Origin of the sequence: Stenotrophomonas sp. MYb238, assembly GCF_009496535.1 — a bacterium.
Classification (GTDB): Bacteria; Pseudomonadota; Gammaproteobacteria; order Xanthomonadales; family Xanthomonadaceae; genus Stenotrophomonas.
The window spans coordinates 39,099-64,362 of record NZ_WIDL01000015.1 but is presented as its reverse complement, the minus strand read 5'-3'; the positions used below and the strand labels follow the sequence as shown (position 1 = coordinate 64,362).

General features: G+C 66.8%; 26 protein-coding genes and 1 riboswitch. Of the genes, 10 read left to right on the top strand and 16 right to left on the bottom strand.

Going from position 1 to position 25,264, the window contains the following annotated elements; all coding sequences use genetic code 11:
• The first annotated feature begins 187 nt into the window (after window positions 1-187).
• Window positions 188-550 carry a GFA family protein gene (locus CQ393_RS11425; protein ID WP_153191674.1) on the top strand — a complete coding sequence of 121 codons (363 nt, stop codon included), beginning with the start codon at window positions 188-190 and terminating at the stop codon, window positions 548-550.
• Window positions 551-636: 86 nt separating this feature from the next.
• Here CQ393_RS11425 and CQ393_RS11420 read toward each other — a convergent pair whose 3' ends face one another.
• Together CQ393_RS11420 and CQ393_RS11415 are read right to left on the bottom strand one after the other, a co-directional pair.
• Window positions 637-1,053 carry a hypothetical protein gene (locus CQ393_RS11420; RefSeq protein ID WP_153191673.1) on the bottom strand — a complete coding sequence of 139 codons (417 nt, stop codon included), beginning with the start codon at window positions 1,051-1,053 and terminating at the stop codon, window positions 637-639.
• A gap of 83 nt (window positions 1,054-1,136) precedes the next feature.
• Complete coding sequence (locus CQ393_RS11415; RefSeq protein ID WP_153191672.1) at window positions 1,137-2,360, bottom strand: multidrug effflux MFS transporter; 1,224 nt, start codon at window positions 2,358-2,360, stop codon at window positions 1,137-1,139.
• A gap of 473 nt (window positions 2,361-2,833) precedes the next feature.
• Window positions 2,834-2,942, top strand: a riboswitch (glycine riboswitch).
• A 106-nt stretch (window positions 2,943-3,048) separates the two neighbouring features.
• Between CQ393_RS11415 and gcvP the strand changes: the two genes are divergently transcribed.
• From gcvP to CQ393_RS11400, 3 genes are all read left to right on the top strand, one after another.
• A complete protein-coding gene (gene gcvP / locus CQ393_RS11410; RefSeq protein WP_153191671.1) occupies window positions 3,049-5,934 on the top strand; it encodes an aminomethyl-transferring glycine dehydrogenase in 2,886 nt (961 codons plus the stop codon).
• Between the two features lie 173 nt (window positions 5,935-6,107).
• Window positions 6,108-6,329 (top strand): AbrB/MazE/SpoVT family DNA-binding domain-containing protein, encoded by a 222-nt coding sequence (locus CQ393_RS11405; RefSeq protein WP_153191670.1) that lies wholly within the window; start codon window positions 6,108-6,110, stop codon window positions 6,327-6,329.
• Window positions 6,330-6,336: 7 nt separating this feature from the next.
• A complete protein-coding gene (locus CQ393_RS11400; RefSeq protein ID WP_153191669.1) occupies window positions 6,337-6,765 on the top strand; it encodes a type II toxin-antitoxin system death-on-curing family toxin in 429 nt (142 codons plus the stop codon).
• A gap of 39 nt (window positions 6,766-6,804) precedes the next feature.
• Here CQ393_RS11400 and CQ393_RS11395 read toward each other — a convergent pair whose 3' ends face one another.
• Together CQ393_RS11395 and CQ393_RS11390 are read right to left on the bottom strand one after the other, a co-directional pair.
• Entirely contained in the window at window positions 6,805-9,468 is a 2,664-nt protein-coding gene (locus CQ393_RS11395; protein WP_153191668.1) for a M1 family metallopeptidase, read from the bottom strand.
• A 90-nt stretch (window positions 9,469-9,558) separates the two neighbouring features.
• A complete protein-coding gene (locus CQ393_RS11390; RefSeq protein WP_228114482.1) occupies window positions 9,559-10,287 on the bottom strand; it encodes an AraC family transcriptional regulator in 729 nt (242 codons plus the stop codon).
• A gap of 157 nt (window positions 10,288-10,444) precedes the next feature.
• Between CQ393_RS11390 and CQ393_RS11385 the strand changes: the two genes are divergently transcribed.
• Window positions 10,445-10,636: a hypothetical protein gene (locus CQ393_RS11385; RefSeq protein ID WP_153191666.1), complete on the top strand. Its 192-nt coding sequence runs from the start codon at window positions 10,445-10,447 to the stop codon at window positions 10,634-10,636.
• A gap of 82 nt (window positions 10,637-10,718) precedes the next feature.
• A complete protein-coding gene (locus CQ393_RS11380; RefSeq protein WP_306767959.1) occupies window positions 10,719-11,126 on the top strand; it encodes a hypothetical protein in 408 nt (135 codons plus the stop codon).
• A 5-nt stretch (window positions 11,127-11,131) separates the two neighbouring features.
• On the opposite strand, the gene CQ393_RS11375 is transcribed toward CQ393_RS11380, so the two are convergent.
• From CQ393_RS11375 to hflK, 10 genes are all read right to left on the bottom strand, one after another.
• Window positions 11,132-11,917, bottom strand: a complete 786-nt coding sequence (locus tag CQ393_RS11375) for a hypothetical protein (RefSeq protein ID WP_153191664.1) — start codon at window positions 11,915-11,917, stop codon at window positions 11,132-11,134.
• A gap of 171 nt (window positions 11,918-12,088) precedes the next feature.
• Entirely contained in the window at window positions 12,089-12,703 is a 615-nt protein-coding gene (locus tag CQ393_RS11370; protein ID WP_194269656.1) for a hypothetical protein, read from the bottom strand.
• A 439-nt stretch (window positions 12,704-13,142) separates the two neighbouring features.
• Window positions 13,143-13,775: a His-Xaa-Ser repeat protein HxsA gene (gene hxsA / locus CQ393_RS11360; protein ID WP_194269655.1), complete on the bottom strand. Its 633-nt coding sequence runs from the start codon at window positions 13,773-13,775 to the stop codon at window positions 13,143-13,145.
• 2 nt (window positions 13,776-13,777) lie between these two features.
• Entirely contained in the window at window positions 13,778-14,947 is a 1,170-nt protein-coding gene (gene hxsC / locus CQ393_RS11355; RefSeq protein WP_153191662.1) for a His-Xaa-Ser system radical SAM maturase HxsC, read from the bottom strand.
• The gene (gene hxsB, locus CQ393_RS11350; protein ID WP_153191719.1) at window positions 14,934-16,433 is read right to left on the bottom strand and encodes a His-Xaa-Ser system radical SAM maturase HxsB; all 1,500 of its coding nucleotides are present in this window, start codon (window positions 16,431-16,433) and stop codon (window positions 14,934-14,936) included. The genes hxsC and hxsB overlap by 14 nt, the downstream gene beginning before the upstream one ends.
• Complete coding sequence (gene hxsD, locus CQ393_RS11345; protein WP_153191661.1) at window positions 16,426-16,728, bottom strand: His-Xaa-Ser system protein HxsD; 303 nt, start codon at window positions 16,726-16,728, stop codon at window positions 16,426-16,428. The genes hxsB and hxsD overlap by 8 nt, the downstream gene beginning before the upstream one ends.
• A 262-nt stretch (window positions 16,729-16,990) precedes the next feature.
• Window positions 16,991-18,283, bottom strand: coding sequence for an adenylosuccinate synthase (locus CQ393_RS11340; protein WP_153191660.1), 1,293 nt, complete (start codon window positions 18,281-18,283; stop codon window positions 16,991-16,993).
• A gap of 233 nt (window positions 18,284-18,516) precedes the next feature.
• The gene (locus CQ393_RS11335) at window positions 18,517-18,702 is read right to left on the bottom strand and encodes a DUF2065 family protein (RefSeq protein ID WP_153191659.1); all 186 of its coding nucleotides are present in this window, start codon (window positions 18,700-18,702) and stop codon (window positions 18,517-18,519) included.
• Between the two features lie 147 nt (window positions 18,703-18,849).
• Window positions 18,850-19,713, bottom strand: coding sequence for a protease modulator HflC (locus CQ393_RS11330; protein WP_153191658.1), 864 nt, complete (start codon window positions 19,711-19,713; stop codon window positions 18,850-18,852).
• Window positions 19,710-20,819 carry an FtsH protease activity modulator HflK gene (hflK, locus tag CQ393_RS11325; protein WP_153191657.1) on the bottom strand — a complete coding sequence of 370 codons (1,110 nt, stop codon included), beginning with the start codon at window positions 20,817-20,819 and terminating at the stop codon, window positions 19,710-19,712. The genes CQ393_RS11330 and hflK overlap by 4 nt, the downstream gene beginning before the upstream one ends.
• A gap of 147 nt (window positions 20,820-20,966) precedes the next feature.
• Here hflK and CQ393_RS11320 point away from each other — a divergent pair, with 147 nt between their 5' ends.
• Together CQ393_RS11320 and pilH are read left to right on the top strand one after the other, a co-directional pair.
• Window positions 20,967-21,962, top strand: coding sequence for a YhdH/YhfP family quinone oxidoreductase (locus CQ393_RS11320; protein WP_153191656.1), 996 nt, complete (start codon window positions 20,967-20,969; stop codon window positions 21,960-21,962).
• Window positions 21,963-22,057: 95 nt separating this feature from the next.
• Window positions 22,058-22,444, top strand: coding sequence for a twitching motility response regulator PilH (gene pilH / locus CQ393_RS11315; RefSeq protein WP_343199942.1), 387 nt, complete (start codon window positions 22,058-22,060; stop codon window positions 22,442-22,444).
• Window positions 22,445-22,534: 90 nt separating this feature from the next.
• Here the strand turns inward: pilH and CQ393_RS11310 are convergent, their stop codons facing one another.
• Window positions 22,535-23,434 (bottom strand): DnaJ C-terminal domain-containing protein, encoded by a 900-nt coding sequence (locus CQ393_RS11310; protein ID WP_153191654.1) that lies wholly within the window; start codon window positions 23,432-23,434, stop codon window positions 22,535-22,537.
• A gap of 132 nt (window positions 23,435-23,566) precedes the next feature.
• Window positions 23,567-24,007: an Hsp20/alpha crystallin family protein gene (locus CQ393_RS11305; RefSeq protein WP_153191653.1), complete on the bottom strand. Its 441-nt coding sequence runs from the start codon at window positions 24,005-24,007 to the stop codon at window positions 23,567-23,569.
• A gap of 153 nt (window positions 24,008-24,160) precedes the next feature.
• Here CQ393_RS11305 and CQ393_RS11300 point away from each other — a divergent pair, with 153 nt between their 5' ends.
• On the top strand, window positions 24,161-24,643 hold the full coding sequence (locus tag CQ393_RS11300) for a peroxiredoxin (protein ID WP_153191652.1): 483 nt from the start codon (window positions 24,161-24,163) through the stop codon (window positions 24,641-24,643).
• A 31-nt stretch (window positions 24,644-24,674) separates the two neighbouring features.
• Entirely contained in the window at window positions 24,675-25,250 is a 576-nt protein-coding gene (locus tag CQ393_RS11295; protein ID WP_153191651.1) for a ferritin-like domain-containing protein, read from the top strand.
• The last annotated feature ends 14 nt before the right edge of the window (window positions 25,251-25,264 follow it).

The following is a 25,264-nucleotide window of genomic DNA, read 5'->3' as shown; positions in this document are numbered from 1 at the left end:
CCGCCGAGGTGTGTTGATCACCTACGGCGTACGCGGCGGGCAACAGGCAAAAACGTCAATCGTCGCGCCAGCATGGTGTGCAGGACAGAGAAACACCTGTATTGCCAGCGCAATGGCTGACGGCCGGCCAGGACCTGAAGGCGCTTTGGCCTTAGTCTTGTTCGACCACATCCATCCCTGCACGCACATGCCCACCCGCCCCCGCACCACCTGCACCGGCAGCTGCCATTGCGGCGCCGTCCGCTTCGAGATCACTAGCGACTTTCCCGAGCTGACGACCTGCGACTGCTCCATCTGCCGGCGCAAGAACGCGTTGATGGTGAAGGTGCACGAAAGCGACTTCCGCCTGCTCTCGGGTGAGGAGCACCTGTCCGCGTACCAGTTCCACAGCTTCACCGCCACGCATTATTTCTGCAGGACCTGCGGCATCTATCCGTTCCACCGCAAGCGCGTCACGCCGGACCACTACGGCATCAACGTGTTCTGCCTGGAGGATTTCGACCCGGCGGGCATCCCGGTGCGGGCCACGGTGGGCGCGGGCATGCCGTAGCACGGCCGGGGCCACAACGCGGCACTTCCGTAAAACGACAAGGGCGCTCGAGGCGCCCTTGTCCGTTCAAGCCGTGCCACCGAAACTCAATGCGTGGCCGCAGCGTCCTTCGCGCCGAGGCCCAGTTCCGTGGCCAGGTTGCGCTTCCAGGTATCGAAGTCGACTCCCTGCTCCGCCGCTTCGGCGTGCGCGGCGTCCTTCAGCGCGTCGGAGTACATCAGCCGTACCGGGGTACCGCTGCGCTCGTGCAGTTCCGCAGCCTGCATGATCAGCGCCAGCACGCGGGCGGCGCTGGGGGTTTCACCGGCAATTTTGCCGTCCATGCCCAGCACCCATTCGCCGTCGCGGCGGACGATGCCGGCCAGCAGGGTGCGCTGCTGGTCACGCAGTTCGGCATGCGGTTCCACCGCGGGCTTCGGCGCCGGGTTGGCGGCGGCCTGGTTGCGCTCGCGCTCGGCCAGCTTCTTCTTCGCCTCGCGACGGCCCTTGGATTGGATGGACATGGTGGCAGCTTCCGGTGACGGCCGTGGCGGCCGGTAATGGGGAGAGTGACGCAGGTGGAGTGATGCGGGAATGGACGCCGGGCCTAGATGTGCATGTGCGGGCCGGCCAGGTGGCGCTCGCGGCGGTGTTCCCAGTACCAGAACGCGAAGCCCAGCAGCATGAAGCCGGCCATGCCCAGCGCCAGGTGCAGCGGCCGGCCGCTGAGCAGCGGCGAGACCACGCCGGCCACCACGGTGCTGATCATCAGCTGCACGAAGGCCTGCAGCGACGAGGCCAGGCCGCGCTGCTGCGGATACATGTCCAGCACGGCCAGCGCCAGCACCGGGAAGATCAGCGCCATGCCCAGGCCGCCGAGGAAGATGGGTAGCACCGCCCAAGGCAGCTGCAACTGCTCCACCGATGCCGCGTAGGCGATGTTCAATACCGCCGACAGCGCGCAACAGGCAAAGCCGATGCCGATCTGCCGCACCGGCAAGGTGCGCCCGGCCATGCGCCCAGACAGGAACGCGCCGGTGGTCATGCCGCCGATGGTGGGGATGAACAGCCAGGCGAAGCCGCCTTCGCCCAGGCGCAGGTGCTGCATCACGAACACCGGCGCCGAGGAGATGTACAGGAAGATGCCGCCAAAGTTGATGCTGCCGGCCAGCGCCAGGCGCAGGAAGCGCGGGTTGAAGCCGATGCGCAGGTAATCGCGCAGCAGGCCGCGCGGGGACAGCGCGGTGCGTGCCTCGACCGGATGCGTTTCCGGCAGCCAGCGCGCGGTGGCGACGACCAGCAGCAGCGAGAACACCACCAGGAACCAGAAGATCAGCGGCCAGTCGCCGCCGCCAAGCAGGATCCAGCCGCCGATGATGGGCGCGATGGCCGGGGCGATGCCGAAGATCATCGACACCTGGCTCATCAGCCGCTGCGCGTCGGGACCGTGGTACAGGTCGCGGATCACCGCGCGGCCGACGATCATGCCCACCCCGGCGGAAACGCCCTGCAGCGCGCGGAACACCAGCAGCGTGCCCAGGTGGGTGGACAGCGCGCAGCCGACCGACGCGGCGGCGAACAGCACCAGCCCACCGAGGATCACCCGCTTGCGCCCCCAGGCATCGGACAGCGGGCCGTGCGCCAGGCTCATCAGGCCGTAGAACAGCAGGTAGACGCTGATGGTCTGCTGCACCGCCACTTCGTCCACCGCCAGTTCCCGCGCCAGCAACGGGAACGCGGGGAAGATGGTGTCGATGGAGAACGGCCCGAACATGGACAGCCCGGCGAGCAGCAGGGCCAAGCGGCGGGTGGAGGGCGAAGCGGCGGTCATGGGGTATCCGGCGGGGCGTGCGCGAGGACGCACGACGGGCGCCGGCCCTGCACGGGCGGCGCCTTGGGGGAAACGGGAAGGCTGCACATGATAAGGGGGTGGGACTGCCATCGGTAGCGCGTAGCTGAACGCTGGCGCTTGCAAGCCCCTCTCGCTGCGGGGCGAGAAGGCACAGCCTGCGCGCCGCTGGCGCGCGTGCCTTCGAGCGCCCACACCGCTGGCGTGGGCCGGGACGCGGAGCGGGGTTGGGGTGAGGGCCGGGGCGAAGCACTATCGATGTCTGGGTACAAGAGGCTTCGCCATACCCTCATCCGCCCCTTCGGGGCACCTTCTCCCGGAGGGAGAAGGAACCAACAGCGGGCACCGCCCAGCCGGGCCAGCCGCTATAATCGGTCCGCTACACGGTGGGAGAAGCGGTTCATCGCTGCCGAAGGCGCAAACGCCCGCAATCGCTCAGGCCCCGATACCACCTGCGTCAAAACTCTGGAGAGACCGGTTCAATCCGGCGCCGAAGGTGCACGAGGCGCGCGACCCGCAGGTCGCGCCTTCCAAACTCTCAGGCAAAAGGACAGAGGGGCACGAGGCGAGCCGCCGGCTTGCCGGCCATGGTTCCGCGCGCGCGGAACCGTTGCCGGAACGCATGGGGTTCGCCGAACCAGCCCCGCACGCCACCCTCCGGACGTCCGTCATGCCCCAGAACTCGCCCTCGCTGCGCGAACTCGAACACGCCTCCGCCTTCGTCGACCGCCACATCGGTCCCAACGATGCCGAAATCGCGCAGATGCTGCGCGTGGTCGGCCATGACTCGCTCGATGCGCTGACCGATGCCATCGTCCCCGGCGCGATCAAGTCGCCCGCCCCGCTGGCCCTGCCCGAGTCGCTGACCGAAGTGCAGGCGCTGGCGAAGATCCGCGCCATCGCCGGCAAGAACAAGGTGCTGCGCAGCTTCATCGGCCAGGGCTATTACGGCACCCACACGCCGAACGTGATCCTGCGCAACATCCTCGAGAACCCGGCCTGGTACACCGCCTACACCCCGTACCAGGCGGAAATCTCGCAGGGCCGCATGGAAGCGCTGATCAACTTCCAGCAGATGGTCGCCGACCTGACCGGCATGGAGATCGCCAACGCCTCGCTGCTGGACGAAGCCACCGCCGCCGCCGAGGCGATGACCCTGGCCAAGCGCTCGGCCAAGTCGAAGTCGGACGTGTTCTTCGTGCACGACGCGGTGCACCCGCAGACGCTGGAACTGCTGCGCACCCGCGCCGAGCCGATGGGCATCGTGCTGCGCGTGGGCACCCCGGCCGAAGCGCTGGAAGCCGATTCCTTCGGCGTGCTGCTGCAGTACCCGGACAGCTTCGGCCACATCGGCAACCACAAGGCGCTGGTCGAGGCCGTGCACGCCCGCCAGGGCCTGGTGGCGGTGGCCAGCGACCTGCTGGCGCTGACCCTGATCGCCGCGCCCGGCGAATGGGGTGCGGACATCGTGGTCGGCAACAGCCAGCGCTTCGGCGTGCCGTTCGGTTTCGGCGGCCCGCATGCCGCGTTCATGGCCTGCCGCGACGCCTACAAGCGCTCGATGCCGGGCCGCCTGATCGGCGTGTCGGTCGATGCCGAAGGCAAGCCGGCCTACCGCCTGACCCTGCAGACCCGCGAGCAGCACATCCGCCGCGAGAAGGCCACCTCCAACATCTGCACCGCGCAGGTGCTGCTGGCGGTGATGGCCTCGATGTACGCCGTCTACCACGGCCCGGAAGGCCTGACCCGCATCGCCCGCCGCACCCACCGCCTGGCCGCCATCCTGGCCGCGGCGCTGCGCAAGAACGGCGTGGACGTGGGCGAGCACTTCTTCGACACCCTGCACGTGCGCAACGTCGACGCAGCCGCGCTGCAGGCCAGGGCCGTGGCCGCGGGCATCAACCTGCGCGTGATCGACAGCGAGGCCGTGGGCATCAGCCTGGATGAAACCGCCACCCGCGAAGACATCGTCGCGCTGGGCGCGGTGTTCGGCGCCAGCGTGGACGTAGACGCGCTGGACGCGGCTACCGCCGATGCGCTGCCGGCCGCCCTGGTGCGCCAATCCGCGTTCCTGACCCACCCGGTGTTCAACACCCACCACAGCGAGCACGAGCTGCTGCGCTACCTGCGCTCGCTGGCCGACAAGGACCTGGCGATGGACCGCACGATGATCCCGCTGGGCTCGTGCACCATGAAGCTCAACGCCACCGCCGAGATGATTCCGGTGACCTGGCCGGAGTTCGCCAACATCCACCCGCTGGCCCCGGCTGACCAGGCGCAGGGCTACAAGGAACTGATCGACGGGCTGGAAGCGATGCTGGTGGAATGCACCGGCTATGACGCGGTGAGCCTGCAGCCGAACTCCGGCGCGCAGGGCGAGTACGCCGGCCTGCTGGCGATCCGCGCCTACCACGCCTCGCGCGGCGAGAGCCATCGCGACATCTGCCTGATCCCGGATTCGGCGCACGGCACCAACCCGGCCTCGGCGCAGATGTGCGGCATGAAGGTAGTGGTCACCAAGACCGACGCCAACGGCAACATCGACGTCGAGGACATCCGCGCCAACGCCGAGAAGTACAGTGACCGCCTGGCCGCGATCATGATGACCTATCCGTCCACGCATGGCGTGTTCGAGGAAGAGGTGGTGGAGATCTGCGAGATCATCCACAAGCACGGCGGCCAGGTGTATACCGACGGCGCCAACATGAACGCCCTCGTCGGCGTGGCCAAGCCCGGCAAGTGGGGCTCGGACGTGTCGCACCTGAACCTGCACAAGACCTTCTGCATCCCGCACGGCGGCGGCGGCCCGGGCGTGGGCCCGTGCGCGGTCAAGTCGCACCTGGCGCCGTTCCTGCCGGGCGCGCTGGTCACCGACGGCCTGCGCACGCAGGGGGTGGGCAACGGCGCCATGGTCTCGGCTGCCACCTTCGGCAGCGCCTCGATCCTGCCGATCAGCTGGATGTACATCGCGCTGATGGGCGCGGCCGGCCTGCGCAAGGCCACCCAGGTCGCCCTGCTCAACGCCAACTACATCGCCAGTCGCCTGATCCCGCACTACAAGACTCTGTACACCGGCCGCAACGGCTTGGTGGCGCATGAGTGCATCCTCGACCTGCGGCCGCTGGAGAAGACCTCGGGCATCGGCGCCGAGGACGTGGCCAAGCGCCTGATCGACTTCGGCTTCCACGCCCCGACCCTGAGCTTCCCGGTCGCCGGCACGCTGATGGTCGAGCCGACCGAGAGCGAATCGCAGCACGAGCTGGACCGCTTCATCGACGCGATGATCCAGATCCGCGCCGAAATCCAGGCGATCGAGGACGGCCGCCAGGACCGCGAGGACAACCCGCTCAAGCACGCCCCGCACACCGCCACCGCGGTATCGGCCAGCGAGTGGACCCACGCCTACCCACGCGAACTGGCAGCGTTCCCGCTGCCGTCGCTGAAGCAGTCCAAGTACTGGCCGCCGGTGGCGCGCGTGGACAACGTGTACGGCGACAAGAACATCATGTGCGCCTGCATTCCGGTGGATGCCTACAAGGAAGACGTCGAGGCCTGACGGGCCACGACAGGGGAAAACAGACGGCCCGCGCAAGCGGGCCGTTTGTTTTTCCGCATCCGCGCTGCCAGCGGGAACAGGAACTGGACGCCCACGGCCACGCCGCCGGCCGCCCGCTTGCCCGCGCCCCCACCGAGTGGTAACGTTCGTTATAACAATCGCGAAGTCCCGCCATGAAGCTCAAGATCACCAGCATCGGCAATTCGTCCGGCATCATCCTGCCCAAGGAACTGCTTGCGCGCCTGCGCCTGGAAAAAGGCGACGAGCTCTACGCGCTGGAAACCCCCGACGGCATCCGCCTGACCGCCTTCGACCCGGAACTTGCCGCGCAGATGGAAGTGGCTGAGGCGATCATGCGCGAGGACCGGCAGGTGCTGCACAAGCTGGCACAGTGAGGTGGCCATGATTCGCTGGATCAGCAAACCCCTCGCCTTGGCCATCCACGACCGCCAGCTTGCCGAACATGGCGGCGCCAGCGGCGTGCGCGACGATTCCCTGCTCGACTCCGCGCTCGCCCGCCCGCAGCAGCTGCATGCCTATGGCGACCCGCCACCGGACCTGGCCGACCTTGCCGCCAGCCTGGCATTCGGCCTGGCCCGCAACCACCCGTTCGTTGACGGCAACAAGCGCACCGCGCATGTCTGCTACCGCGTGCTCATCGCCCTCAACGACGGGCAGCTGGTCGCGAGCGACGAAGAGAAATACATCGCCATGCTGCGCCTGGCCGAAGGCTCCACCAGCGAAGCCGAATTCGCCGCCTGGCTGCGCCCGCGCATCCGCATCGATGCCGGTGGCCGCGTGCAGGAACCGTGCGCGAACTACACCGGCTGAGGCGCGGCACCACCGCCGCGCCCCAGCCCGCCAACGGCCTCAGTAACCGTTCTTCTTCAGCCAGGCATCGATCTGCGGCTTGCGCTCGGCGCGCAGCTTCAGCCGGGTCTGGATGCCGGTGATGGCGGTCTCCGCGTCGCGGCGCGAGGTCGGGGCGATGTGCTGCTCGGCGAACGTGCGGATCTTGTCCACCATGCGCGGGTCGTCCGAACCCATCGCCAGGCCCGGGTAGTAACGCGCGCGCGAGGTGCTGTCCACCAGCGTGTCCACCTTCTCGCGGTGGGCCACGGCGAAGTCGAAGGCCATGTCCGCATGCTCATGCGCCACCAGGCCGATCATCTCGGCGGCGTTGGTCGCACCCGGCTCGTCGGTCAGCGCCATGTCCAAGGCGCGCTGCGCCAGCGCCTTGTCCTTCGCCTGGGCCAGCAGCCCGTAGTACTGGTCGCGCACCATCGACGAGGTTTCCTTCTTCGCCAGGGCGTGCAGCTTGTCCCAGGTGGCGGCATCGGCATTGCGCGCGACCACGCCCAGCACGGTGCGGCGCAGGTCGGCCGGCAGCGATTCCGGGTTGGCCAGGAAGGCGTCGAAGCGGCGCCGCGCCTCGGCAATCACCTGCTCGTCGCCCATCGTGCTGAGCATGCGGATCAGGCCGCTGCGCAGCTGCCGGGTCTGCGCCGAATCGTCCTCGCGCGCGTCCCAGCCCAGCGACTGCAGTACCGGCGACAGCCGCGAACGCGCGTACCTGCGGAATGCCGCCTGGCGTGGCGCATCGCCCTTGAACAGGACGTCGATGCCGCCCAGCGTGCCGGACACCATTTCCCACAGGTCCGACGGCGCATCGGCCGGCACCTGCGCGGTCAGGTCCAGCACGTCCGATTCCGGCTGCAGGCCCACCGCCGCCAGCGCGCTGGCATCCATCATCATGCCCAGCTGGTCCACCACCGGCAGGCGCGCAAAGCCCTGGCCCAGCGCCTTGAACTGCTCCGGCGCGTACAGCGTGCGGTAGTAGCCCTTCTGCCCGGCGTTGACCAGCACCGGTCCGGCGCAGCCGGGCAGTTCCAGCGCGCCGTTGCCGTCCACCAGCGTGCGCGCCACGGTACCGTCGGCACCACGCACGGTCACCGGCACGCGCCAGCGCAGCGGCACCTTGTCCTTGCGGTCGAGGGTGTATTCGCCCTGCGTCAGCATCACCTGCGTCCTGCCGTCCACGCACTGGCTGGCGACGCGGATCAGCGGCACACCCGGCTGCAGGGTGAAATCGTGCGCAACTTCAACGAAACGCTTGCCCGGCGCGGCCTTGTCCATCTCGCGCCACAGGTCGTCGGTGACCGCGTTGCCGTAGGCATGCGCGCGCACGTAGCTGCGCACGCCCTCGCGCCAGGCATCGGCGCCCACATAGTCCTCAAACATGGCGATCACCGCCGCGCCCTTGCCGTAGGTGATGCCGTCGAACGCCTGGCTGGCCTGCTCCACCGTCGCCACGTGCTGCACGATCGGGTGGGTGGTGGCATAGGCATCGCGCCCCATCGCGCCGCGGCTGGTCATCGCCGCGCCGACATCGTTGACGTCCCATTCCGGGTGCAGCTTGCGCGTGGTGCGCTCTTCCATCCAGCTGGCGAAACCTTCGTTCAGCCACAGGTCGTCCCACCACGCCATCGTCACCAGGTTGCCGAACCACTGGTGCGCGATCTCGTGCGCAGCGACAGAGAACACGCGCTGCTTGTCCGACACGCCGGACACCGCCGGGTCGAGCAGCAGGGTGTGCTCGAAGGTGAAGATCGCGCCCCAGTTCTCCATCGCGCTGAAGAACTGGCTGCTGCCCGGCGCGGCCACGTTGTCCAGCTTGGGCAGCGGGTACGGCACGCCGAAGTAATCGTTGTACTCGCGCAGCACATCGCGGCTGCCTTCCATCGCGAAGCGCGCCTGCTCCACCTTGCCCTTCTGCGTGATCACGCCGATCTCGGTGCCGTTGTCGTCCTTCATCGCGGCGCGCTCGAAGTCGCCGGCAGCCACGAACAACAGGTAGGTCGACATCTTCGGTGTGGTCTGGAACACCACCTGCTTCAGCCCGTTGCCCAGCGCCCTGCTGCTGGCCACCGGCATGTTGCTCACCGCCATGTCCGCCTCGGGCACGGTGATGGCCAAGTCGAAGGTGGCCTTGAAGCCCGGCTCGTCCCACGAGGGGATGAAGCGCCGCGCGTCGGAATTCTCGAACTGGGTGAACAGCGCGCGGCGGCTGCCGGCCTCGGTCGGGTAGTCCAGCGCGAACAGGCCGTTGGCCTGGGTGTTGATGACGCCGCTGTAGTCGGTGGTCAGCGTGTAGCGCCCGGGCGACAGCGGCTTGTCGAAGCTGAAGCTCGCGGTCTGGTTCTCGGCATCGACACTTACCTTCGCCGGCATCGGCTTGCCGCCGGCGGCAACCAGCATGCTGTTGGCGAAACGCAGGTCCGCGGCCTGCAGCACGATGCTCGAGGTCTGCTCCAGCACCTCCAGATCGATGCTGATCCTGCCGTCGAACGCCATCTTCTCAGCGTGCGGCGTGACCTCGACACGGTAATGGCTGGGCCGTGCGGTACGCGGCAACTGCGTCGTCACCGCCTGCGACTGCGCTGCCGGCGCGGCAGGCGCCTGTCCCTGTGCGAATGCCGGAACGCCCGTGCCGGCCAATGCCAGCGTGACCGCGGTTGCCAGAATACGGCGCATGCATGCTCTCCCTGATTGTCGATGGAATCTCCAGCCATCCATCGTCTGCGTGCAGGCGCCGGCCCGACAGCGCCGGAAGTCATGGTCCGTTCAGCTTTCCGGCGCCCGGCCTTCCTGCCGCGCCGCAATCATCGCCCGGTACTGCCGCGGCGCCATGCCCACTTCGGCCTTGAACTTGCGGGTGAACGCGCTCTGATCGGTGAAGCCACAGGCCTGGCCGATGCTGGCCACGCTGTCCTGCCCGTGCAACAGGTGCAGGGCGATCTGGATGCGCAGGCGCGTGAGCACCTGCTGCGGGGTCATCTGGAACACCTTGCGGAAACTGCGCTCCAGCTTGGACAGCGAGAACCCGGTGATGTCCAGCAGGGTCTGCATGCGCACGTTCTCGGCGTAATGCGTGTTGAGGTACTCCAGCGCCAGCCGCAGCGGCTCGTACTGCGATTCCAGCCCGCCGCGCTGGCCCAGGTCGCGCGAGATGCCGATCAGCCCCACCACCCGGCCGTTCTCCACGATGGGCCGCTTGCAGGTCAGGCACCAGCCCGGCTGGCGGTTGGCGAACAGCTGCAGCTCCATCACATTCTCGATCACCTCGCCGCCCAGCACCCGCGCGTCCTGGGCGACATAGGCCTCGCTCATGCCGGCCGGGTACAGCTCGTCGGCGCGCCGGCCGATCACCTCGCCGCGCGAGCGCACGCCCAGGCGCTGCATCATCGTCATGTTGACGTGGGTGTAGCGGCCATCCACGTCCTTGGCGAAGAACAGCACGCTGGGAATGGCGTCGAACAGGGCTTCGATCTCGGCGGGGTCTATACGCATCAAGCAAGGGTCCGGCAGCGGTGCAGTGGCCGCATTCTAGCCAAGCCCTCCTCCAGCACCGGGCGTGGACAGTCATAACGCGTCGCCAACGGCTGTTTCACCTTCTCCACGCACCGCCCGGCCTATACCTGCAACTCCCACACCCCAAGGGAGCACCGCCATGACCCAGGGCGACAAATCCAGCTACACCGACAAGCAGAAGCGCCAGGCCGAGCACATCGAAAAGAGCGAAAAGGCGCGCGGCGCCAGCACCAGGACCGCCGAGCGCATCGCCTGGGCCACCGTCAACAAGCAGGACGGCGGCGGCAAGAAATCCGGCAGCGGCCGCAAATCGCACGACACCAAACACTGAACGCGCGCATCCGACCGGATTGCGCAACGTCAGGCCGGTTGCGGGCAGGCATCATCGGCGGTCCACCCACCGGACCATGACGATGAGCCAGCCGCCTGTACCCACCGACTACGCCGCCGGCCAGCTGTGGCGCTGCAACGGCCGCGAGCCCGGCGAGAAGCCCACGCTGCTGATCAACCTGGTTGAAACGCACCCGCTGGGTGGGCGCATCTTCCACGTCACCCTGGACGGCCTGCGCGTGCGCCACCCCGGCCTGCCCGGCGGCGTGATGACCCGGCTGGCGCATGCACCGGTGATCGAGCAGACCTTCGAGCGCAGCGGCATGGTGTACGTGGGCCCGCAGGCGCCGGCCGCCGACTACCGCAAGGGCTACGACGAATGGCGGCAGGCCTTCGACGCCGGCCGCGCCGGTTCCTTCGGCGTGAGCGTGCCGACCATCCTGGAAATCGTCGAGCGCCAGCTCAACGGCATTCCGCTGGACCAGCCCTGAGCCATCTACCGCGCAGTGGGTGAAGCCGTGGGCGCCGGTTGCGGCGCCTTGGCGTTCCGGGCGGATTTCCGCAGGCCCTGCACCTGCCTTACCGACGTGATTGGCACTGCCTCGGCGCGTTGCTGCGCCGGCCACCACAGGTAGACGAAGGCGCTGCTGGTGCCCAGCAGCCGTGCCTCGCCGGGTAGCGGTGCGGCATCGCCCAACATGTGCACCCGTACCGGCGTGCCGCGGCCTTTCTCGCGCACCAGTTCACCCTTGGTCTGCACGTAGACCGCCGAGCCCAGCAGCATGAAGCTCGCCACCACCATGCTGACGCCGGTGATGGGATGTATGCCGATGCCATCCCAGGTCATGATCCGCGCCTGCGGGAACGCCATGCGCGCCCACCAGCGGCGGCGGCGCAGGTCGGCGACATACTCCGGATACCGGCGGCGCAGCGCCTCCGGCCAGCTCACCAGCGCCGCCAGCAGCACGCCGATGGCGAAAATCAGCGCATACGCCGGGTCGCGCAGGCCCGCCACCAGGTAATCGCTGGCCTGCAGATAATCGGCGATGCTGATGCCGAACCCATGGTAAAACCACGCGCTCGACCACAACCCCAGGAACGCCACCAGCACATAGGCGGCGGAGAACATCAGCGCCGGCTCGCGGCAGCCGCGCCGCCACAAATTGAGCACCCACGATTCATCGCCCGCGCCCACATCGGGAATCGGCGACCAGTTGATCGGCTCGGCGGGCAGCGCACTGCCCTGCGCATCCCGGTTGTCGTCCTGCTTCCCGTGCGTCATCGCTTCCCCCCCTTTCGCTGCGGCAGCATCGCCGATTGCCTTGCCCGTGGGAAGCGACGTGGGTGGTGGCCACTATGTGACATGGGCCTTCCGTGCCCATGCGGTTACGGGCATGCCGATAGCCCGGCCACCCGCAGCTGCACCGCCCTGCGCCGTGCGTGGCTTCTACCCTCAATGCAGGTAGTCGCCATACGAGAGTTCCGCCACTACCTGCGCCTGATCTTTGGACAACCGCGCCGGCACCGCATATACCGCCCGCGCCTCGTCCACCCGGAAGCGCGCATCGGCGCCTGCCGTCAGCCGCTGCGTTTCCACTTCATCCAGCACCCCGCGCACGGCCACTGCCGCATCGAACACTGCGCGGCCAATGGACGGCAACGTACCGCCCGCCAATCCGCCCGCATCGCTACCCGCCAGCACATCACCATGCGCGGCGAGCGTGCGCACCAGTCCATCCAGCGTGTCGATCTGCGCCAGCGTGACACCGAAGGTGTAGCCCTGTGCCTCGCCCGCAGCATCACGCGCGGGCACGCCCGTCTGCGTCACCCGCCGCGCCGGCCACGACACCTCGTCCAGAACCAGGTCCACCTGGTCGCCCAGCAGTTCCAGGCAGAACGCCACCTCGGCCATGCGCACCTCGCGCGCCGGCTCGCCCACTGCATCCGCCAGCGGCTGCATCAACCGCAGCAGGAACCGGATGTGGTCGCTCAGCCGCACCAGCCGCTGCTGGCTGTCCCCGGGCAGGTAATAGCCCGGCCGCTCATCGTCCAACATGTGCATCGCCATCGTCGCCGCCTCCTTCCATGAAGTGGCCGCCCGCCGCGAACGGCGGACGGGAAGTCGGGAGGCTAGAAACCGCGTGTAGCCGGCGGGCTTATTCCCCTTGCGGGTGTTGTATTCGCCGCCCTCCCGACGCAGGCATCACGTCGGCTTGCACCTGCGAAACATGCAGGCACAAAAAACCCACCGGTTTGTCGGAGGTGGGTACCGCTACACGTGGAGTTTCTAGGCTCCGTAGGGCGAGGATGCTACCGAAGCCCATCGGCGTCAATCGGGTATTACCATGTTCAGAAATTTCTGACAGCAACTCGATGCCATGTCCGACGCACTCCATGAACTCCAGTCCGCCATGCGCCAGTTCGCGCAGGAGCGCGACTGGGAGCAGTTCCGGAGCCCCTCCCCCGGAATCTCGCTACGGCAACCAGTGTCGCGAGCTGATTGGAAACTACAGCCGCACCCCAAGGGCATCGAGCGTCGGCGTGGTCATGGTGCCGGTTGCGCCGATTCCATGCGCCAACTGGAACATGCGAAGCGCGGACCGGGTCTCCGGCGTCAGCGTGCCGTCGATGGCCCCCGGATCGTACCCCTTTGAATACAGAGCAGCCTGGACGCGCATGATGAGCATCTTCAGTTCATCAGCGTCACGGCGTTCGTTGGGCAATGCGGCAGAAGAACTTGGCTGCAGAGAGAGATTGTTGCTTGCAGGGGTTGTCGTCCGTGTTGCTGGCTGGAGGCTCTGGCCGTATGCCGTGCCTCCATTGCTTCTGCTGCCTGGACTGGAAGCTGGCGTGTAGGTCGTGGATGGCGGGGTATAGGTTGCAGGTGGTGGAGTATAAGACCTGTAAGAACTGCCGGACCCGGAAGAGTGTGATCGATGCGAACTGTGCGACCGATGGGAACTGTGGCTGCGATGCCCCGCATAGAGATTGTGCCGACCGGCATTGAGCGGCGTACTTAGGACAGTCGCGTACTTGCCATCGATTTCATAAAGCTTGGAGAGAGCATCCTGCCCCTTCGGAGGTTCGGTACCTAGCGACCCAAGGGTGGCGGCACCGACGATCATGAGTGCATTGGACATGATTAGGCCTCGATAACCGGGGATACGGCGCGACTGGTCCATGCCGGCGTAACCCAAGAGAAGAATCCGCCACAGCGGTTCCTGACGGAGCAACCACTGCATTCGGGAAGATAATCGTTCTTCCATGGAGAGATGCTCTGAGCCGCGTAGGGCCAGAGCGAGCGATCAATCGCGCAGAGCGGCAAGTTGTAAAGAGAAACAGGAATACCGCCGACGGAAAGTGTATCGACAGCTTCTGCCAACGTGTCGGCATAGTCGGTCGGGTCTGCCCACAGTTCCTGATGGTGAGCCTTTGCAAAACCAATCGGTTCGATCCCCATCAGAGCCACATGCTCCACGAATGGCAGATTGCGCCAAATGAATCGGGCAAGTTGCACCAAGCGCTCAAAGGTCGGCCGGACCAGCACCACTCGGATTTCAACGCGCTGCTTGGCAGCCTCCAGTGCATAGAGCCCGCGTAGCGTCTGGGCGAACGCGCCCTCGCTCTGCACGATGTAGTCATGGAGAGCATAGTGATCCCCGTAGAGAGGAATGCCCCAACTCAGGTTGGGGTGTATGCCCGCAAACCTGGCATGCAAGGCGGGATCACGGAGGCGTCCGTTGGAAAGAATGTGTATATGCGTATTTGGCAGCACCTGCGCGCATTTTCTGGCGATCTCCACCAAGCCATTTCCCAGCAGCGTCGGCTCGCCGCCACTGATGGCGAGCGAAGGCTCGCCGATATCAATGAGATCGACCAGGTCCAAGAGATGCCTGATCCGCCAGTCATCTTGAATCTCTCGAGGCGGTTGAGAACACATCAGGCAGTAGCTGTTGCACCGCTCCGTGGCAAACAGGACATTTCCGGTATCCCCCCGCCTGTAGCGAACGGCGACCTTGTTGCGGAAAGGATTGAGTTCAATCACATCCCCGGTCTTGCAAATATCTGGTGGCCCTTCCAGTCGAACAAGAGGGAGGTCATTAGACCAAGCTGCGTCAGCAGGAGGGATCACCGCACCCCATGGCAGCGCCAACAAAGGTTCATCCCCCATTCGAGCCGCTGCATCGCGCAGGTCCAACGCCATTCGTTCCAAAGGCAAGGGCGACCTGGAAAACTCCCCCAAGTCAACGACCTTCAGCAGTGAGGCTCGGGAGATCGCTGAAAGCCGTGCGTTGGTCTCAAGCGGCAGCATCGGAGACCTTGGCTAGTGACGGTTCGGGGGTCGCCCAAGACCTCATCAGGCGCTTGGTCGGATTGTCGGCAACCTCGTATCGTTCCAACAGGAATTCGAACAAGCCCATATTCCGCTTGCAGAAGTCGCTGGTGGGGCGGTGACCTACTGGATCTCCTTGGCGTGCGTAATGTTCGATCGGGTCCGCACCGCACAAGGAAACATAAGCGCAGTCAGAACACGTCGGCAGTGCCTCAGCTACCCCTGCATTCAATAAGTTGGCCATGACAGGAGACGAGAGCCATGTAGACACGGGCTGGGACACGTCTCCCAGCAAAAACCGATCATCTCCCATTGCGGCCAACATTCTTGCTTCATCGGAAGGATAAACCCGGCCATCATGGTCGTAGATGACCGCCCCAAGCCCTGCACCGGAGGGGGAACGCAAATCCACGTAGCCGTGTCCAAAGGACGTAAACAGCTGGGAAAGCAAGAGAGAAGCGTATGACTCCTCCATGGAATAGCCGGCTCGGTTCACCTCGATCAGATGCTCAAACGCACGTCTGTAGAAGGCGAGATAGTCATCCGACGAGTAACCAGTTCGACGAACGTTCCTGTTGGCAAAACCATAAGGGCTCAATGGCCTCAGGGAGATAGAGTGGAACCCCAGCTTTCGGTACTCATCGATGATGGCTTCTGGCACCTCCAGACTACGCTTGGTCAGGGTCGTGAGCGCCGATACACCATCGTCACCCAACCAGCGCCGTCCAAGCTCGATTCCCTTCAAAGTTCGAAGGTAGCTATCGCGACCTGGCCGTGGGCGGTTGGCATTGTGCAGCCATTCCGGCCCATCCAGAGATGTAGATAGTTTGAAGCGATGCTCGGCCAGAAAAGCGAGCTGGGCCTCGGTCAGATCGTGCAACGTGGACGCAAGCACAAAGCGCAGGTTACGCCGGGCCGAACGGTTGCGCTCGAAGATGAGCTTGGTGATCGCGACAACCTGACCGAAGTTGAGCAGAGGTTCCCCGCCCTGAAACTCGATTGTCAGCTCTCGGCTGGGCCACTCGAAGAGACGTTCCACTGCCTGCTCGGCATGCGACGCAGCCATGTCGAACGCGGCAGCCGTCGTTTCCTGTCGGGATACCTGGCAATAGCTGCAGGTATGATGGCAACGCAAGGAAACAACGAAGATATGAAGCGCTGGGCCGCCGAAGATATAGGACTTCCGGCTACGAATCTGGCTCAGAAGTGGCGATAACGTGCTTCGACTATCGGTACTGCTGATTGCCATATGCCTTGCTTGCAGATCTGCAAGCAAAGGGGAATCAAGCTCCAGTTCGTGAGAGATGAACTGCTGCAGGTCATCCATCCCCATAAGCAGCCAATCGCCCGCCATCGAAGAGACAAAGGCGCGATCCGGATCCCATGGCAGGCGCCGGAACCTGAAGGGCAAAAGCCGATAAGGCACGGAAGGACTGAACGCGTGTTGCGGTCTAAACCTAGACATCGGAACCAACTGAAGGCTGTGCTTCTGCAAGCGCCGCGCGAATCAACTCTTGCTGCAGTCCCTGGGTCTCTAGGCGGACCGCGGCTCGCAAGCGCTCATCAAGCAGATCGCGCGCGAAGCGAGATCGCAGGTCGGAAGGAAGTGAAGCACCCCCTTCGTCTGAAAAGACGACGAGCAAGGCGTCACCTTCAATCTGAATTTCTACAACCAATCGGTCTGTATAGCGATGAGCCGCCCGAGCCACTACCTCATCGCTGTATAAGCGACGATCAACGATGTACTGCGAGCGTTCCATTGCCCATCCCCCTTTGGATAGGCGAACTGTGCCTTCAACCATCGTCAGTTACAAGTGGAAAACCTTGGCTATTCTCTGATGAGCTTGCAGTACTCAAGTCTGCAGATATACCTCTGATCACCGACAGCAAGGAGATTGAAGCAGCCTTACTATCGGTGCAATGAACAGCAGAAAGCCCCGCTTCCGCGGGGCCTTCTGGATAAAACCGTATCTCGTCGCCTCTACTTGCCCCACTCATGTACACGGGGGCGGAAGCGAGCGATTAACCCCACGGATCCTGCAACACCATCGTGTGATCCCGGTCCGGGCCGGTGGAGACGATGCTGATCGGGCAGCCGGCCAGTTCTTCCAGCGAGCGCAGGTAGGCGCGGGCGGCCGGCGGCAGGTCGTCCCAATTGGTGATGCCGTGGGTGTTCTCGCTCCAGCCCGGGAATTCCAGGTACACCGGGGTGCACTCTTCCCAGCCCTGCGCGTCCAGCGGGGCGTATTCGGTGCGCTTGCCACGGTATTCGTAGGCGATGCACACCTTGAGCTTTTCCATGCCGTCGAGCACGTCGAGCTTGGTGATGCACAGGCCGGAGATGCCGTTGATGGCCACGGCGCGCTTGAGCGCGACGATGTCCATCCAGCCGCAGCGGCGCGGGCGGCCGGTGGAGGCGCCGTACTCGGCGCCGCGGTCGCGGATGCCCTGGCCGATCTCGTCGTCCAGCTCGGTGGGGAACGGGCCGCCGCCGACGCGGGTGGCGTAGGCCTTGGCGATGCCCAGCACGTAGTCGATGGCGTCGGCGCCCACGCCGGCACCGGCCAGCGCGCCGCCGACGGTGGTGTTGGAGCTGGTGACGTACGGGTAGGTGCCGTGGTCGATGTCCAGCAGCGCGCCCTGCGCGCCTTCGAACAGCACGCGCTTGCCCTGCTTGCGCAGGTCGTGGCAGATGCCGGCCACATCACTCTTCATCGGCTCCACATACTCACCAAACGCCAGCGCTTCGGCGTAGACGGTGTCGAAATCCACCGGCTCCACGCCCAGGTACTTCGTCAGCACGAAGTTGTGGTAGTCCAGCGCGGCGCGCAGCTTTTCGGCCAGCTGTTCCGGGTAGTGCAGATCGGCGATGCGGATGCCGCGGCGCGCCACCTTGTCTTCATACGCCGGACCGATGCCGCGGCCGGTGGTGCCGATGGCCTTGCCGCCGGCGGCCTTCTCGCGCGCCTGGTCCAGGGCGATGTGGTACGGCATGATCAGCGGCGCGGCCGGGGAGATTTTCAGGCGCGAGCGCACTTCCACGCCGGCCGTTTCCAGCTCTTCGATTTCCTTGCGCAGCGCGGCCGGGGAAATCACCACGCCATTGCCGATCAGGCACAGCGCGTCGTCGCGCAGGATGCCGGACGGAATCAGGTGCAGGACGGTCTTCTTGCCGTTGATGACCAGGGTGTGGCCGGCGTTGTGGCCGCCCTGGAAACGCACGACGGCACCGATTTCCTCGGTCAGCAGATCGACGATCTTGCCCTTGCCTTCATCGCCCCACTGGGCGCCGAGAACAACAACTGATTGACCCATGACGGGTGAACTCCTGAGTTGGCTGCGGCCATCGGGGCCGCGGACGGGACCGTGCGGGGCCGGCGGGCCTGCCTGTGTGGCGGCCCCATCGGGGGGCGGCCGGCAAACGTCGGGGGCCTTACACGGAAAAAGCCGAACGGGAGTGCCCCGGCCGGCTTTTCTGGATTATCCGGGTTTTGCCTGACGGCTACCACCCCCGCGGGTTCGGGCCGGGACGAGCGTCCGGCAACGGTTCAGTGGCGCAGCCACCACAGCACGGCCAGGCCGATGGCCAGCATCAGCGCGCCGGACTGGCGCAGGGCCATGGCCGGCAGTTCCAGCAGACGCGCGGCCATGCGCTTCCACGCCAGCGGGGCGGCGAACAGGAACAGGCCTTCGAGGATGGCGACGAGGCAGAGGGCGGAGAGAAGGTCTTGCATGGGGCGCTGCCGATGCCTTCTCCCTTGGAGAGAAGGTGCCCATAGGGCGGATGAGGAAAGAACCCGCGGGACAGGGGGCAAGGAGGGCTTAGCCCCCTGCCCTCACCCCTCTCCGGGGAGAGGGGCTTTGGAAGCCGGAGCCTGGGCTCAGCGGTCGTTCTTGAGGTACTGGAGGAACGGGTCGTTCTTGTCCAGCACGATCACGCCGTTGCCGTCGGCCATGGAGCCGCGGTAGGCCTCCAGGCTGCGGTAGAAGGCGTAGAACGCCGGGTCGGCCGAGCCGGCCTTGCCGTAAATGGCGGCGGCCTGGGCGTCGCCCTCGCCGCGCAGCTGCTGGGCGTCGCGCTCGGCCTCGGCCACCAGCACGGTGCTCTCGCGGTCGGCCTGGGCGCGGATGGTCAGCGACTGTTCCTCGCCTTCGGCGCGCAGCTTGGCCGCTTCCTGCTTGCGCTGGGCGCGCATGCGCTCGTAGACGTCGGTGATCACCTGGCTGTCGGTGGGCAGGTCGATCTGCTTGATGCGCAGGTCGATGATCTGCATGCCCAGGGTCTGCACCGCCTCGTTGATGCCCTTGAGCTGCCCGGCAATCAGTTCCTCGCGGTCGCCGGAGACCAGCTGCCGCAGCGTGCGCGAGTTGATCTGGTTGCGCAGCGAGTCGGTGATGATCGGCGCCAGGCGGGCGTTGGCCACCTTGCCGTCGCCGCCGGTGGCGCGGTAGTAGGCGCGCACGTCGGAGATGTAGCCGATGGCGAAGAAGTCAACGCTCACGTCCTTCTGCTCGGCGGTGAAGTAGCGCGCCGGCGCGGTGTCCAGCACCTGGAAGCGGCGGTCGAACACGCGCACCGTCTCCACCAGCGGCACCTTGAAGTGCAGGCCGGGCTTGATGTCCGAGCGCACCACCTTGCCCAGGTTGAGCACCATGGCGGTCTGGTCTTCGCGCACCACGTAGACCGAGCCGAGCAGGCCCATCAGCAGTACGACCAGCAGGCCGATCACAAGGGAATTCTTCATCGGCCGGCCTCCTCACGGTTTGCCGAGCGCGAACCGGAACGGTCCGCGTTGCGAATGCTGTCGGTGGCGGCCGGCAGCGCCGGTACCGCCATTTCCGGCGTCAGTTGCGGGGCGTTGCCCGTCTTGCCGGCGTCGGCCGGCATCGGCACGTAGATCAGCTGGCGGCCGTCGCCGCCGATGACCTTGCGGTTCTCGGCCAGCACCTGCTGCACGGTTTCCAGCCACAGCCGCTTGCGGGTGACTTCCGGCGCGTTCTTGTACTCGGCCTGCAGCAGGGTGAAGCGGCGCGCGTCGCCTTCGGCGCGGGCGACGATGGCCTGCTTGTAGCCTTCGGCGGTGGTGCGGGCGCGCGAGGCCTGGCCGCGCGCTTCCGGCACGACCTTGGCGGCGTAGGCCTGGGCTTCGTTGATCAGGCGTTCCTTGACCTGCTGGGCGCCGTTGACCTCGTCGAAGGCCGGCTTCACTTCTTCCGGCGGGCGCGCGTCGGGCAGGGTCAGGCCGGTGACCACCAGGCCGGTGCGGTAGGCCTTGAGCGAGGCCTGCAGGCGCTGCTCGGCGGCCACGGCCAGCGGGCCGCGGTTGTTGAGCACGGTGTTGAGGTCGGCGCGGCCGACCTGCTCGCGCACCGCGCTCTGCGCCGACTGCTCCAGCACCTGGTCGGCGTCGATGGTGCCGAACTGGTACAGGCGCGGATCGTCGACGCGGTACTGCACGTTGAGCGAGACATTGACGATGTTCTCGTCGCGGGTGAGCACCGGCACCTGGCTGCTGAAGGTCTTGATCTGGGTGGCGTTGACCTTGACCACCGATTCGATCGGCCACGGCAGCTTGAAGTTCGGGCCCGGCTGCAGGATGCGCGAGAACTGGCCGAAGCGCAGCACCACGCCACGCTGCTGTTCGCCGATCAGCTGGAAGCTGGACAACAGCACCAGCAGCGCCACCGCCAGCAGTACCCAGCGCCAGATGCCGCCGTCGAACAGGTCGCGCAGCGGGCCGGGCAGTCCGCCCCATCCGCCGCCGCCATTGCCGCCGCGCGGCGAGCGCGATCCGCGCCGGTTGTCGGCGGGGCCGCCACTCTCGTTGCCGCCAGGTGTGTTCCAGGCCATGCATGCTCCATCTGTCAGGGCCTGTATGCGGGGCGTTCCCGCAGTGCTGGCCGTGGTCAATCGAATCCGGATTCTACTAGATGGGGCAGACCTGACGTTTCGCAACCGCTATCTTGGTTATTCCCCCGTTCCGCCGCAGGCCGCGCCATGTCCGCCCACGCCCCCTTCACCGCCTTCCGCATCCACAACGACGACGCCGGCTACCGCGGCGGGCTGGAGCAAATCGCGCTGGACCAGCTGAGCCCCGGCGAGGTGGTGGTGCGCGCCCGCTGGTCCTCGGTCAACTACAAGGATGCGCTGGCCGGCACCGGCCAGGGCAAGATCCTGCGCCGCTTCCCGCTGGTGGGCGGCATCGACGTGGCCGGCGAAGTGGTCGCCTCCACCGACCCGGCGTTCCGCGAGGGCGATGCGGTGCTGGCCACCGGCTGCGGCCTGAGCGAGACCCGCGACGGCGGCTACAGCCAGTACGTGCGGCTGGAATCGAAGTGGGCGATCCCGCTGCCGGCGGGGCTGTCGCTGCGCGAGGCGATGGTGCTGGGCACGGCCGGCTTCACCGCGGCGCTGGCGCTGCTGCGCATGAAGGACAACCGGCAGACGCCGGACCATGGCCCGCTGGCGGTGACCGGCGCCACCGGCGGGGTCGGCTCGCTGGCGGTGGACATCTTCAGCCGCGCCGGCTTCGAGGTGCACGCCATCAGCGGCAAGACCGAGGCGAAGGACTACCTGACCACGCTCGGCGCCAGCCAAGTGCTGGGCCGCGACGCGCTGGCCACCACCCGACCGATGGAATCGGCGCGCTTCGGCGGCGGCCTGGACAATGTCGGCGGCGCCATGCTGACCAGCCTGCTGGCGCAGACCGCGCCCTACGGCAACGTCGCCTCGGCCGGCCTGGCCGCCAGCGCGCAGCTGGACATGACGGTGATGCCCTTCATCATCCGCGGCGTCTCGCTGCTGGGCGTGGCCTCGGCCGGCACCGCGCGCGACATCCGCGGGCAGGTCTGGCAGCACCTGGGCGAGGACTGGAAGCCGCGCCACCTGGACACCATCTGCACCCGCGAAGTGGGCCTGGACGGCCTGCCGGAGGTCTTCGCCACCATGCTGGCCGGCGGTTCGTTCGGGCGCACGGTCGTAAGAATCGACTGAATGCGGCGCCGCGCACGGTTCCGCGGCGCGGCGGCGGTTGCTTCGCGCCGCCGGCAAGCCGACACTACGCCGGCGACATCATCTTGGGGAAGAACGTGGCGCGCATTCTGATCGTGGACGATTCGCCGTCGCAGCTGCTCGGCATCCAGCGCATCGTCGAAAAACTGGGGCATGAAACCTTCACCGCCACCGACGGCGCCGCCGGCGTGGAGGCCGCCAAGGCGGTCCTGCCCGACCTGGTGCTGATGGACGTGGTGATGCCCAACCTCAACGGCTTCCAGGCCACGCGCACGCTCAAGCGCGAGGCCAGCACCACGCACATCCCGGTGGTGCTGGTGACCACCAAGGACCAGGACACCGACCGCCTGTGGGGCATGCGCCAGGGCGCCAAGGCCTACATCACCAAGCCGTTCTCGGAGGACGAACTGTCCGAGGTGATCGCGCGGGTGTTCGCCGGCGGCGGCGACCTGCCGGAGGCCTGATACAGCGTAGGAGCGCACCTTGGTGCGCGATGGGCTTTCCCGGTAATGCCCCATCGCGCACCAAGGTGCGCTCCTACCGATTCCGATGCTTCAGATTTTTTCGCCGAACGCCTTGGCCAGTGCGCGGTAGGCCTTCTGCTGGGCCTCGTTGGTCGCCACCGGGGCGATCACTTCCAGTTCCACGATCTGGTCGCCGTCCGGCTTGCCCGGCAGGCCGCGGCCGCGCAGGCGCAGCTTGCGGCCGCTGTCCGAATCGGCCGGCACCTTCAACTCCACCGCGCCGCCCAGGGTTGGCACGCTGATGCTGGTGCCCAGCGCCGCCTGCCAGGGCGTGACCTGCAGGGTGTAGAGGATGTTGCGGCCGTCGACCTCGAACTGCGGGTGCGCGGCGTATTCCACTTCCAGCATCAGGTTGCCGCCGCCGCTGCCCTGCCCGGCCAGGCGGATCACCTGCCCCGGGCGGATGCCCTTGGGCACGCGCACGTCGAGCTGGCGGCCATCGACGTTGATGCGCAGCGTGTCGCCGTTGTAGGCCGCTTCCAGCGGCACCGACAGCTTGGCGCGGGTGTCGCGCATCGGCTGCGGGCCGGCGCTGCCGCCGAAGCCCTCGAAACCGCCGCGCACGCGGCCGCCGCCACGCTGGCGCGCGAACAGGCTCTCGAAGAAATCGCTGAAGCCGCCGCCGGCGCCCGCGCCGCCGAACACCTCCTCGAAGTCGAAGCCCTGGCCGCCGCCGAAATCCGGCGGCGCCTGGAACTCCTCGCCGGGCCGGTAGCCACGCGCGCGCAGCTGGTCGTAGGCCTGGCGCTTGGCCGGGTCGCGCAGCGCCTCGTAGGCCTCGTTGACCGCCTTGAACTTCTCCTCGGCGCCGGCCTCCTTGCTCACGTCCGGGTGGTACTTGCGCGCCAGCCGCCGGTAGGCGGTCTTGATCTCGGCATCGCCGGCCGTGGGCTCCACGCCCAATGTCGCGTAGTAATCCTTGAATTCCATCCAGACACCCTTTCGGAAAGAGTCGGGCCCGCCGCCTTGCGGCGAACGGGCCTATGTGTGCTCGACCGTGGCCGTGGCGCCATTCTAGCGGGCCACGGCGGTGCCGATGTGCGGCGCCTGCGCCGCTGCCGCTCAGGCGGTGCCGCCGCCGGTGGCCACCTGGATGCGGCGCGGTGTGGCCTGGGCGCGCTTGGGGATGCGGATCTCCAGCACGCCGTCGCGGCTGCTGGCGGCGATGCCCTCCGCATCGGCGCTGTCAGGCAGCGCGAAACGGCGCTCGAACGCGCCGTGACGGCGTTCGCTGCGGGAAAAACGCTCGCCCTCCACCGCCGCCGGCGCGGCGCGCTCGCCCTTGATCGACAGCACGCCCTTGTCCATCTGCACCTCGATCGAGGCCGGGTCCACGCCCGGCAGGTCGGCGTGCAGCACGAACTGCGCCTCCTGCTCGCGGATGTCCACGGCCGGCAGCCAGTTGCCCGCGGGCGCGGCGTCGCCGGGCACGTCCAGCAGCGGGGCAAGCAGATGGCGGATGTCGGACTGGGTCGGCCACTGGCGGTAACGTACGATGCTCATCATGTCCTCCTGCAAGGATGCGGGGCGGGCGGCCGGGATGGCGCCTTGGCTCCCATGCCCGTGGAAATGCTGCGTGAAGGCGGCCCTTTCAAGCCGTTGACGCGACCGTCAGCCCCTGCTCACTAAACTTCGATTCAGACTCTGGAGAACCTCATGACCATCCACGTCGGCGACCGCATTCCGGAAGTGACCCTCAAGCGCATCCGCGAAGGCCTGGAGACCATCGACACGCAGGCGCTGTTCGATGGCCGCAAGGTGGTGCTGTTCGCGGTGCCGGGCGCGTTCACCCCGACCTGTTCGGCACGCCACCTGCCCGGTTACGTCGAGCACTTCGAGCAGTTCCGCAGCCGCGGCATCGACGTGTTCTGCATGGCGGTGAACGACCCGTTCGTGATGCAGGCCTGGGCCAAGGCGCAGTCGGTGCCGGACGGCCTGCAGATGCTGTCCGACGGCAACGGCGATTTCACCCGCGCACTGGGGCTGGAGATGGACGCCAGCGGTTCGGGCATGGGCATGCGTTGCCGCCGCTTCGCGCTGTACGTGGACAACGGCACGGTGCGCGGCGTGCATGTCGAGGAACCGGGCACGTTCGAGGTGTCCTCGGCCGAGTACATGCTCGCCCATCTCCCCGAGTAGCGATTTCCTTCCACCCAGGAGCACGCCAGCCATGAGCAAGCAGCCCGCCAGCAAGAAGGCCATGACCGTCCCGGCGACGGTCATCACCGACCGCAAGACCCTGCGCGCCAACGCACGCAAGAGCATCGAGGACGGCGCGATCACGCCGACCTACAGCGCCGACCGCAAGATGGTGATCAAGCTGCTCAACGACGCGCTGGCCACCGAGTGGGTCTGCGTGCTGCGCTACTACCGCCACTACTACATGGCCAAGGGCATGCTCGCCGACGCGGTGAAGGCCGAGTTCCTGGAGCACGCGCAGCAGGAACAGGCGCACGCCGGCATGCTGGCCGAGCGCATCGTGCAGCTGGGCGGCGAGCCGGACTTCAACCCGGACACGCTCACCGCGCGCTCGCATGCCGAGTACAAGGAAGGCGGCAACCTGCGCGACATGGTGCGCGAGAACCTGATCGCCGAGCGCATCGCCATCGACAGCTACCGCGAGATGATCAATTTCGTCGGCGACAAGGACACCACCACCAAGCGCATCCTCGAGCACATCCTGGCGCAGGAAGAGGATCACGCCGACGAGTTCGCCGACATGCTCGACGGCTGGATCGGCGAGTAACCACGCCCGCAGCC

Coding starts and splice junctions, on each gene's coding strand:
- hxsB (WP_153191719.1), bottom strand. CDS start 16,433: ATGTCTAGGTTTAGACCGCAACACGCGTTCAGTCCTTCCGTGCCTTAT.
- CQ393_RS11335 (WP_153191659.1), bottom strand. CDS start 18,702: ATGCAAGACCTTCTCTCCGCCCTCTGCCTCGTCGCCATCCTCGAAGGC.
- hxsA (WP_194269655.1), bottom strand. CDS start 13,775: ATGTCCAATGCACTCATGATCGTCGGTGCCGCCACCCTTGGGTCGCTA.
- CQ393_RS11340 (WP_153191660.1), bottom strand. CDS start 18,283: ATGGGTCAATCAGTTGTTGTTCTCGGCGCCCAGTGGGGCGATGAAGGC.
- CQ393_RS11385 (WP_153191666.1), top strand. CDS start 10,445: ATGACCCAGGGCGACAAATCCAGCTACACCGACAAGCAGAAGCGCCAG.
- hxsC (WP_153191662.1), bottom strand. CDS start 14,947: ATGCTGCCGCTTGAGACCAACGCACGGCTTTCAGCGATCTCCCGAGCC.
- CQ393_RS11400 (WP_153191669.1), top strand. CDS start 6,337: ATGATTCGCTGGATCAGCAAACCCCTCGCCTTGGCCATCCACGACCGC.
- hxsD (WP_153191661.1), bottom strand. CDS start 16,728: ATGGAACGCTCGCAGTACATCGTTGATCGTCGCTTATACAGCGATGAG.
- CQ393_RS11320 (WP_153191656.1), top strand. CDS start 20,967: ATGTCCGCCCACGCCCCCTTCACCGCCTTCCGCATCCACAACGACGAC.
- CQ393_RS11305 (WP_153191653.1), bottom strand. CDS start 24,007: ATGAGCATCGTACGTTACCGCCAGTGGCCGACCCAGTCCGACATCCGC.
- CQ393_RS11420 (WP_153191673.1), bottom strand. CDS start 1,053: ATGTCCATCCAATCCAAGGGCCGTCGCGAGGCGAAGAAGAAGCTGGCC.
- CQ393_RS11295 (WP_153191651.1), top strand. CDS start 24,675: ATGAGCAAGCAGCCCGCCAGCAAGAAGGCCATGACCGTCCCGGCGACG.
- CQ393_RS11395 (WP_153191668.1), bottom strand. CDS start 9,468: ATGCGCCGTATTCTGGCAACCGCGGTCACGCTGGCATTGGCCGGCACG.
- CQ393_RS11405 (WP_153191670.1), top strand. CDS start 6,108: ATGAAGCTCAAGATCACCAGCATCGGCAATTCGTCCGGCATCATCCTG.
- CQ393_RS11425 (WP_153191674.1), top strand. CDS start 188: ATGCCCACCCGCCCCCGCACCACCTGCACCGGCAGCTGCCATTGCGGC.
- CQ393_RS11375 (WP_153191664.1), bottom strand. CDS start 11,917: ATGACGCACGGGAAGCAGGACGACAACCGGGATGCGCAGGGCAGTGCG.
- CQ393_RS11415 (WP_153191672.1), bottom strand. CDS start 2,360: ATGACCGCCGCTTCGCCCTCCACCCGCCGCTTGGCCCTGCTGCTCGCC.
- CQ393_RS11300 (WP_153191652.1), top strand. CDS start 24,161: ATGACCATCCACGTCGGCGACCGCATTCCGGAAGTGACCCTCAAGCGC.
- CQ393_RS11330 (WP_153191658.1), bottom strand. CDS start 19,713: ATGAAGAATTCCCTTGTGATCGGCCTGCTGGTCGTACTGCTGATGGGC.
- CQ393_RS11370 (WP_194269656.1), bottom strand. CDS start 12,703: ATGGCGATGCACATGTTGGACGATGAGCGGCCGGGCTATTACCTGCCC.
- CQ393_RS11380 (WP_306767959.1), top strand. CDS start 10,719: ATGAGCCAGCCGCCTGTACCCACCGACTACGCCGCCGGCCAGCTGTGG.
- CQ393_RS11310 (WP_153191654.1), bottom strand. CDS start 23,434: ATGGAATTCAAGGATTACTACGCGACATTGGGCGTGGAGCCCACGGCC.
- gcvP (WP_153191671.1), top strand. CDS start 3,049: ATGCCCCAGAACTCGCCCTCGCTGCGCGAACTCGAACACGCCTCCGCC.
- hflK (WP_153191657.1), bottom strand. CDS start 20,819: ATGGCCTGGAACACACCTGGCGGCAACGAGAGTGGCGGCCCCGCCGAC.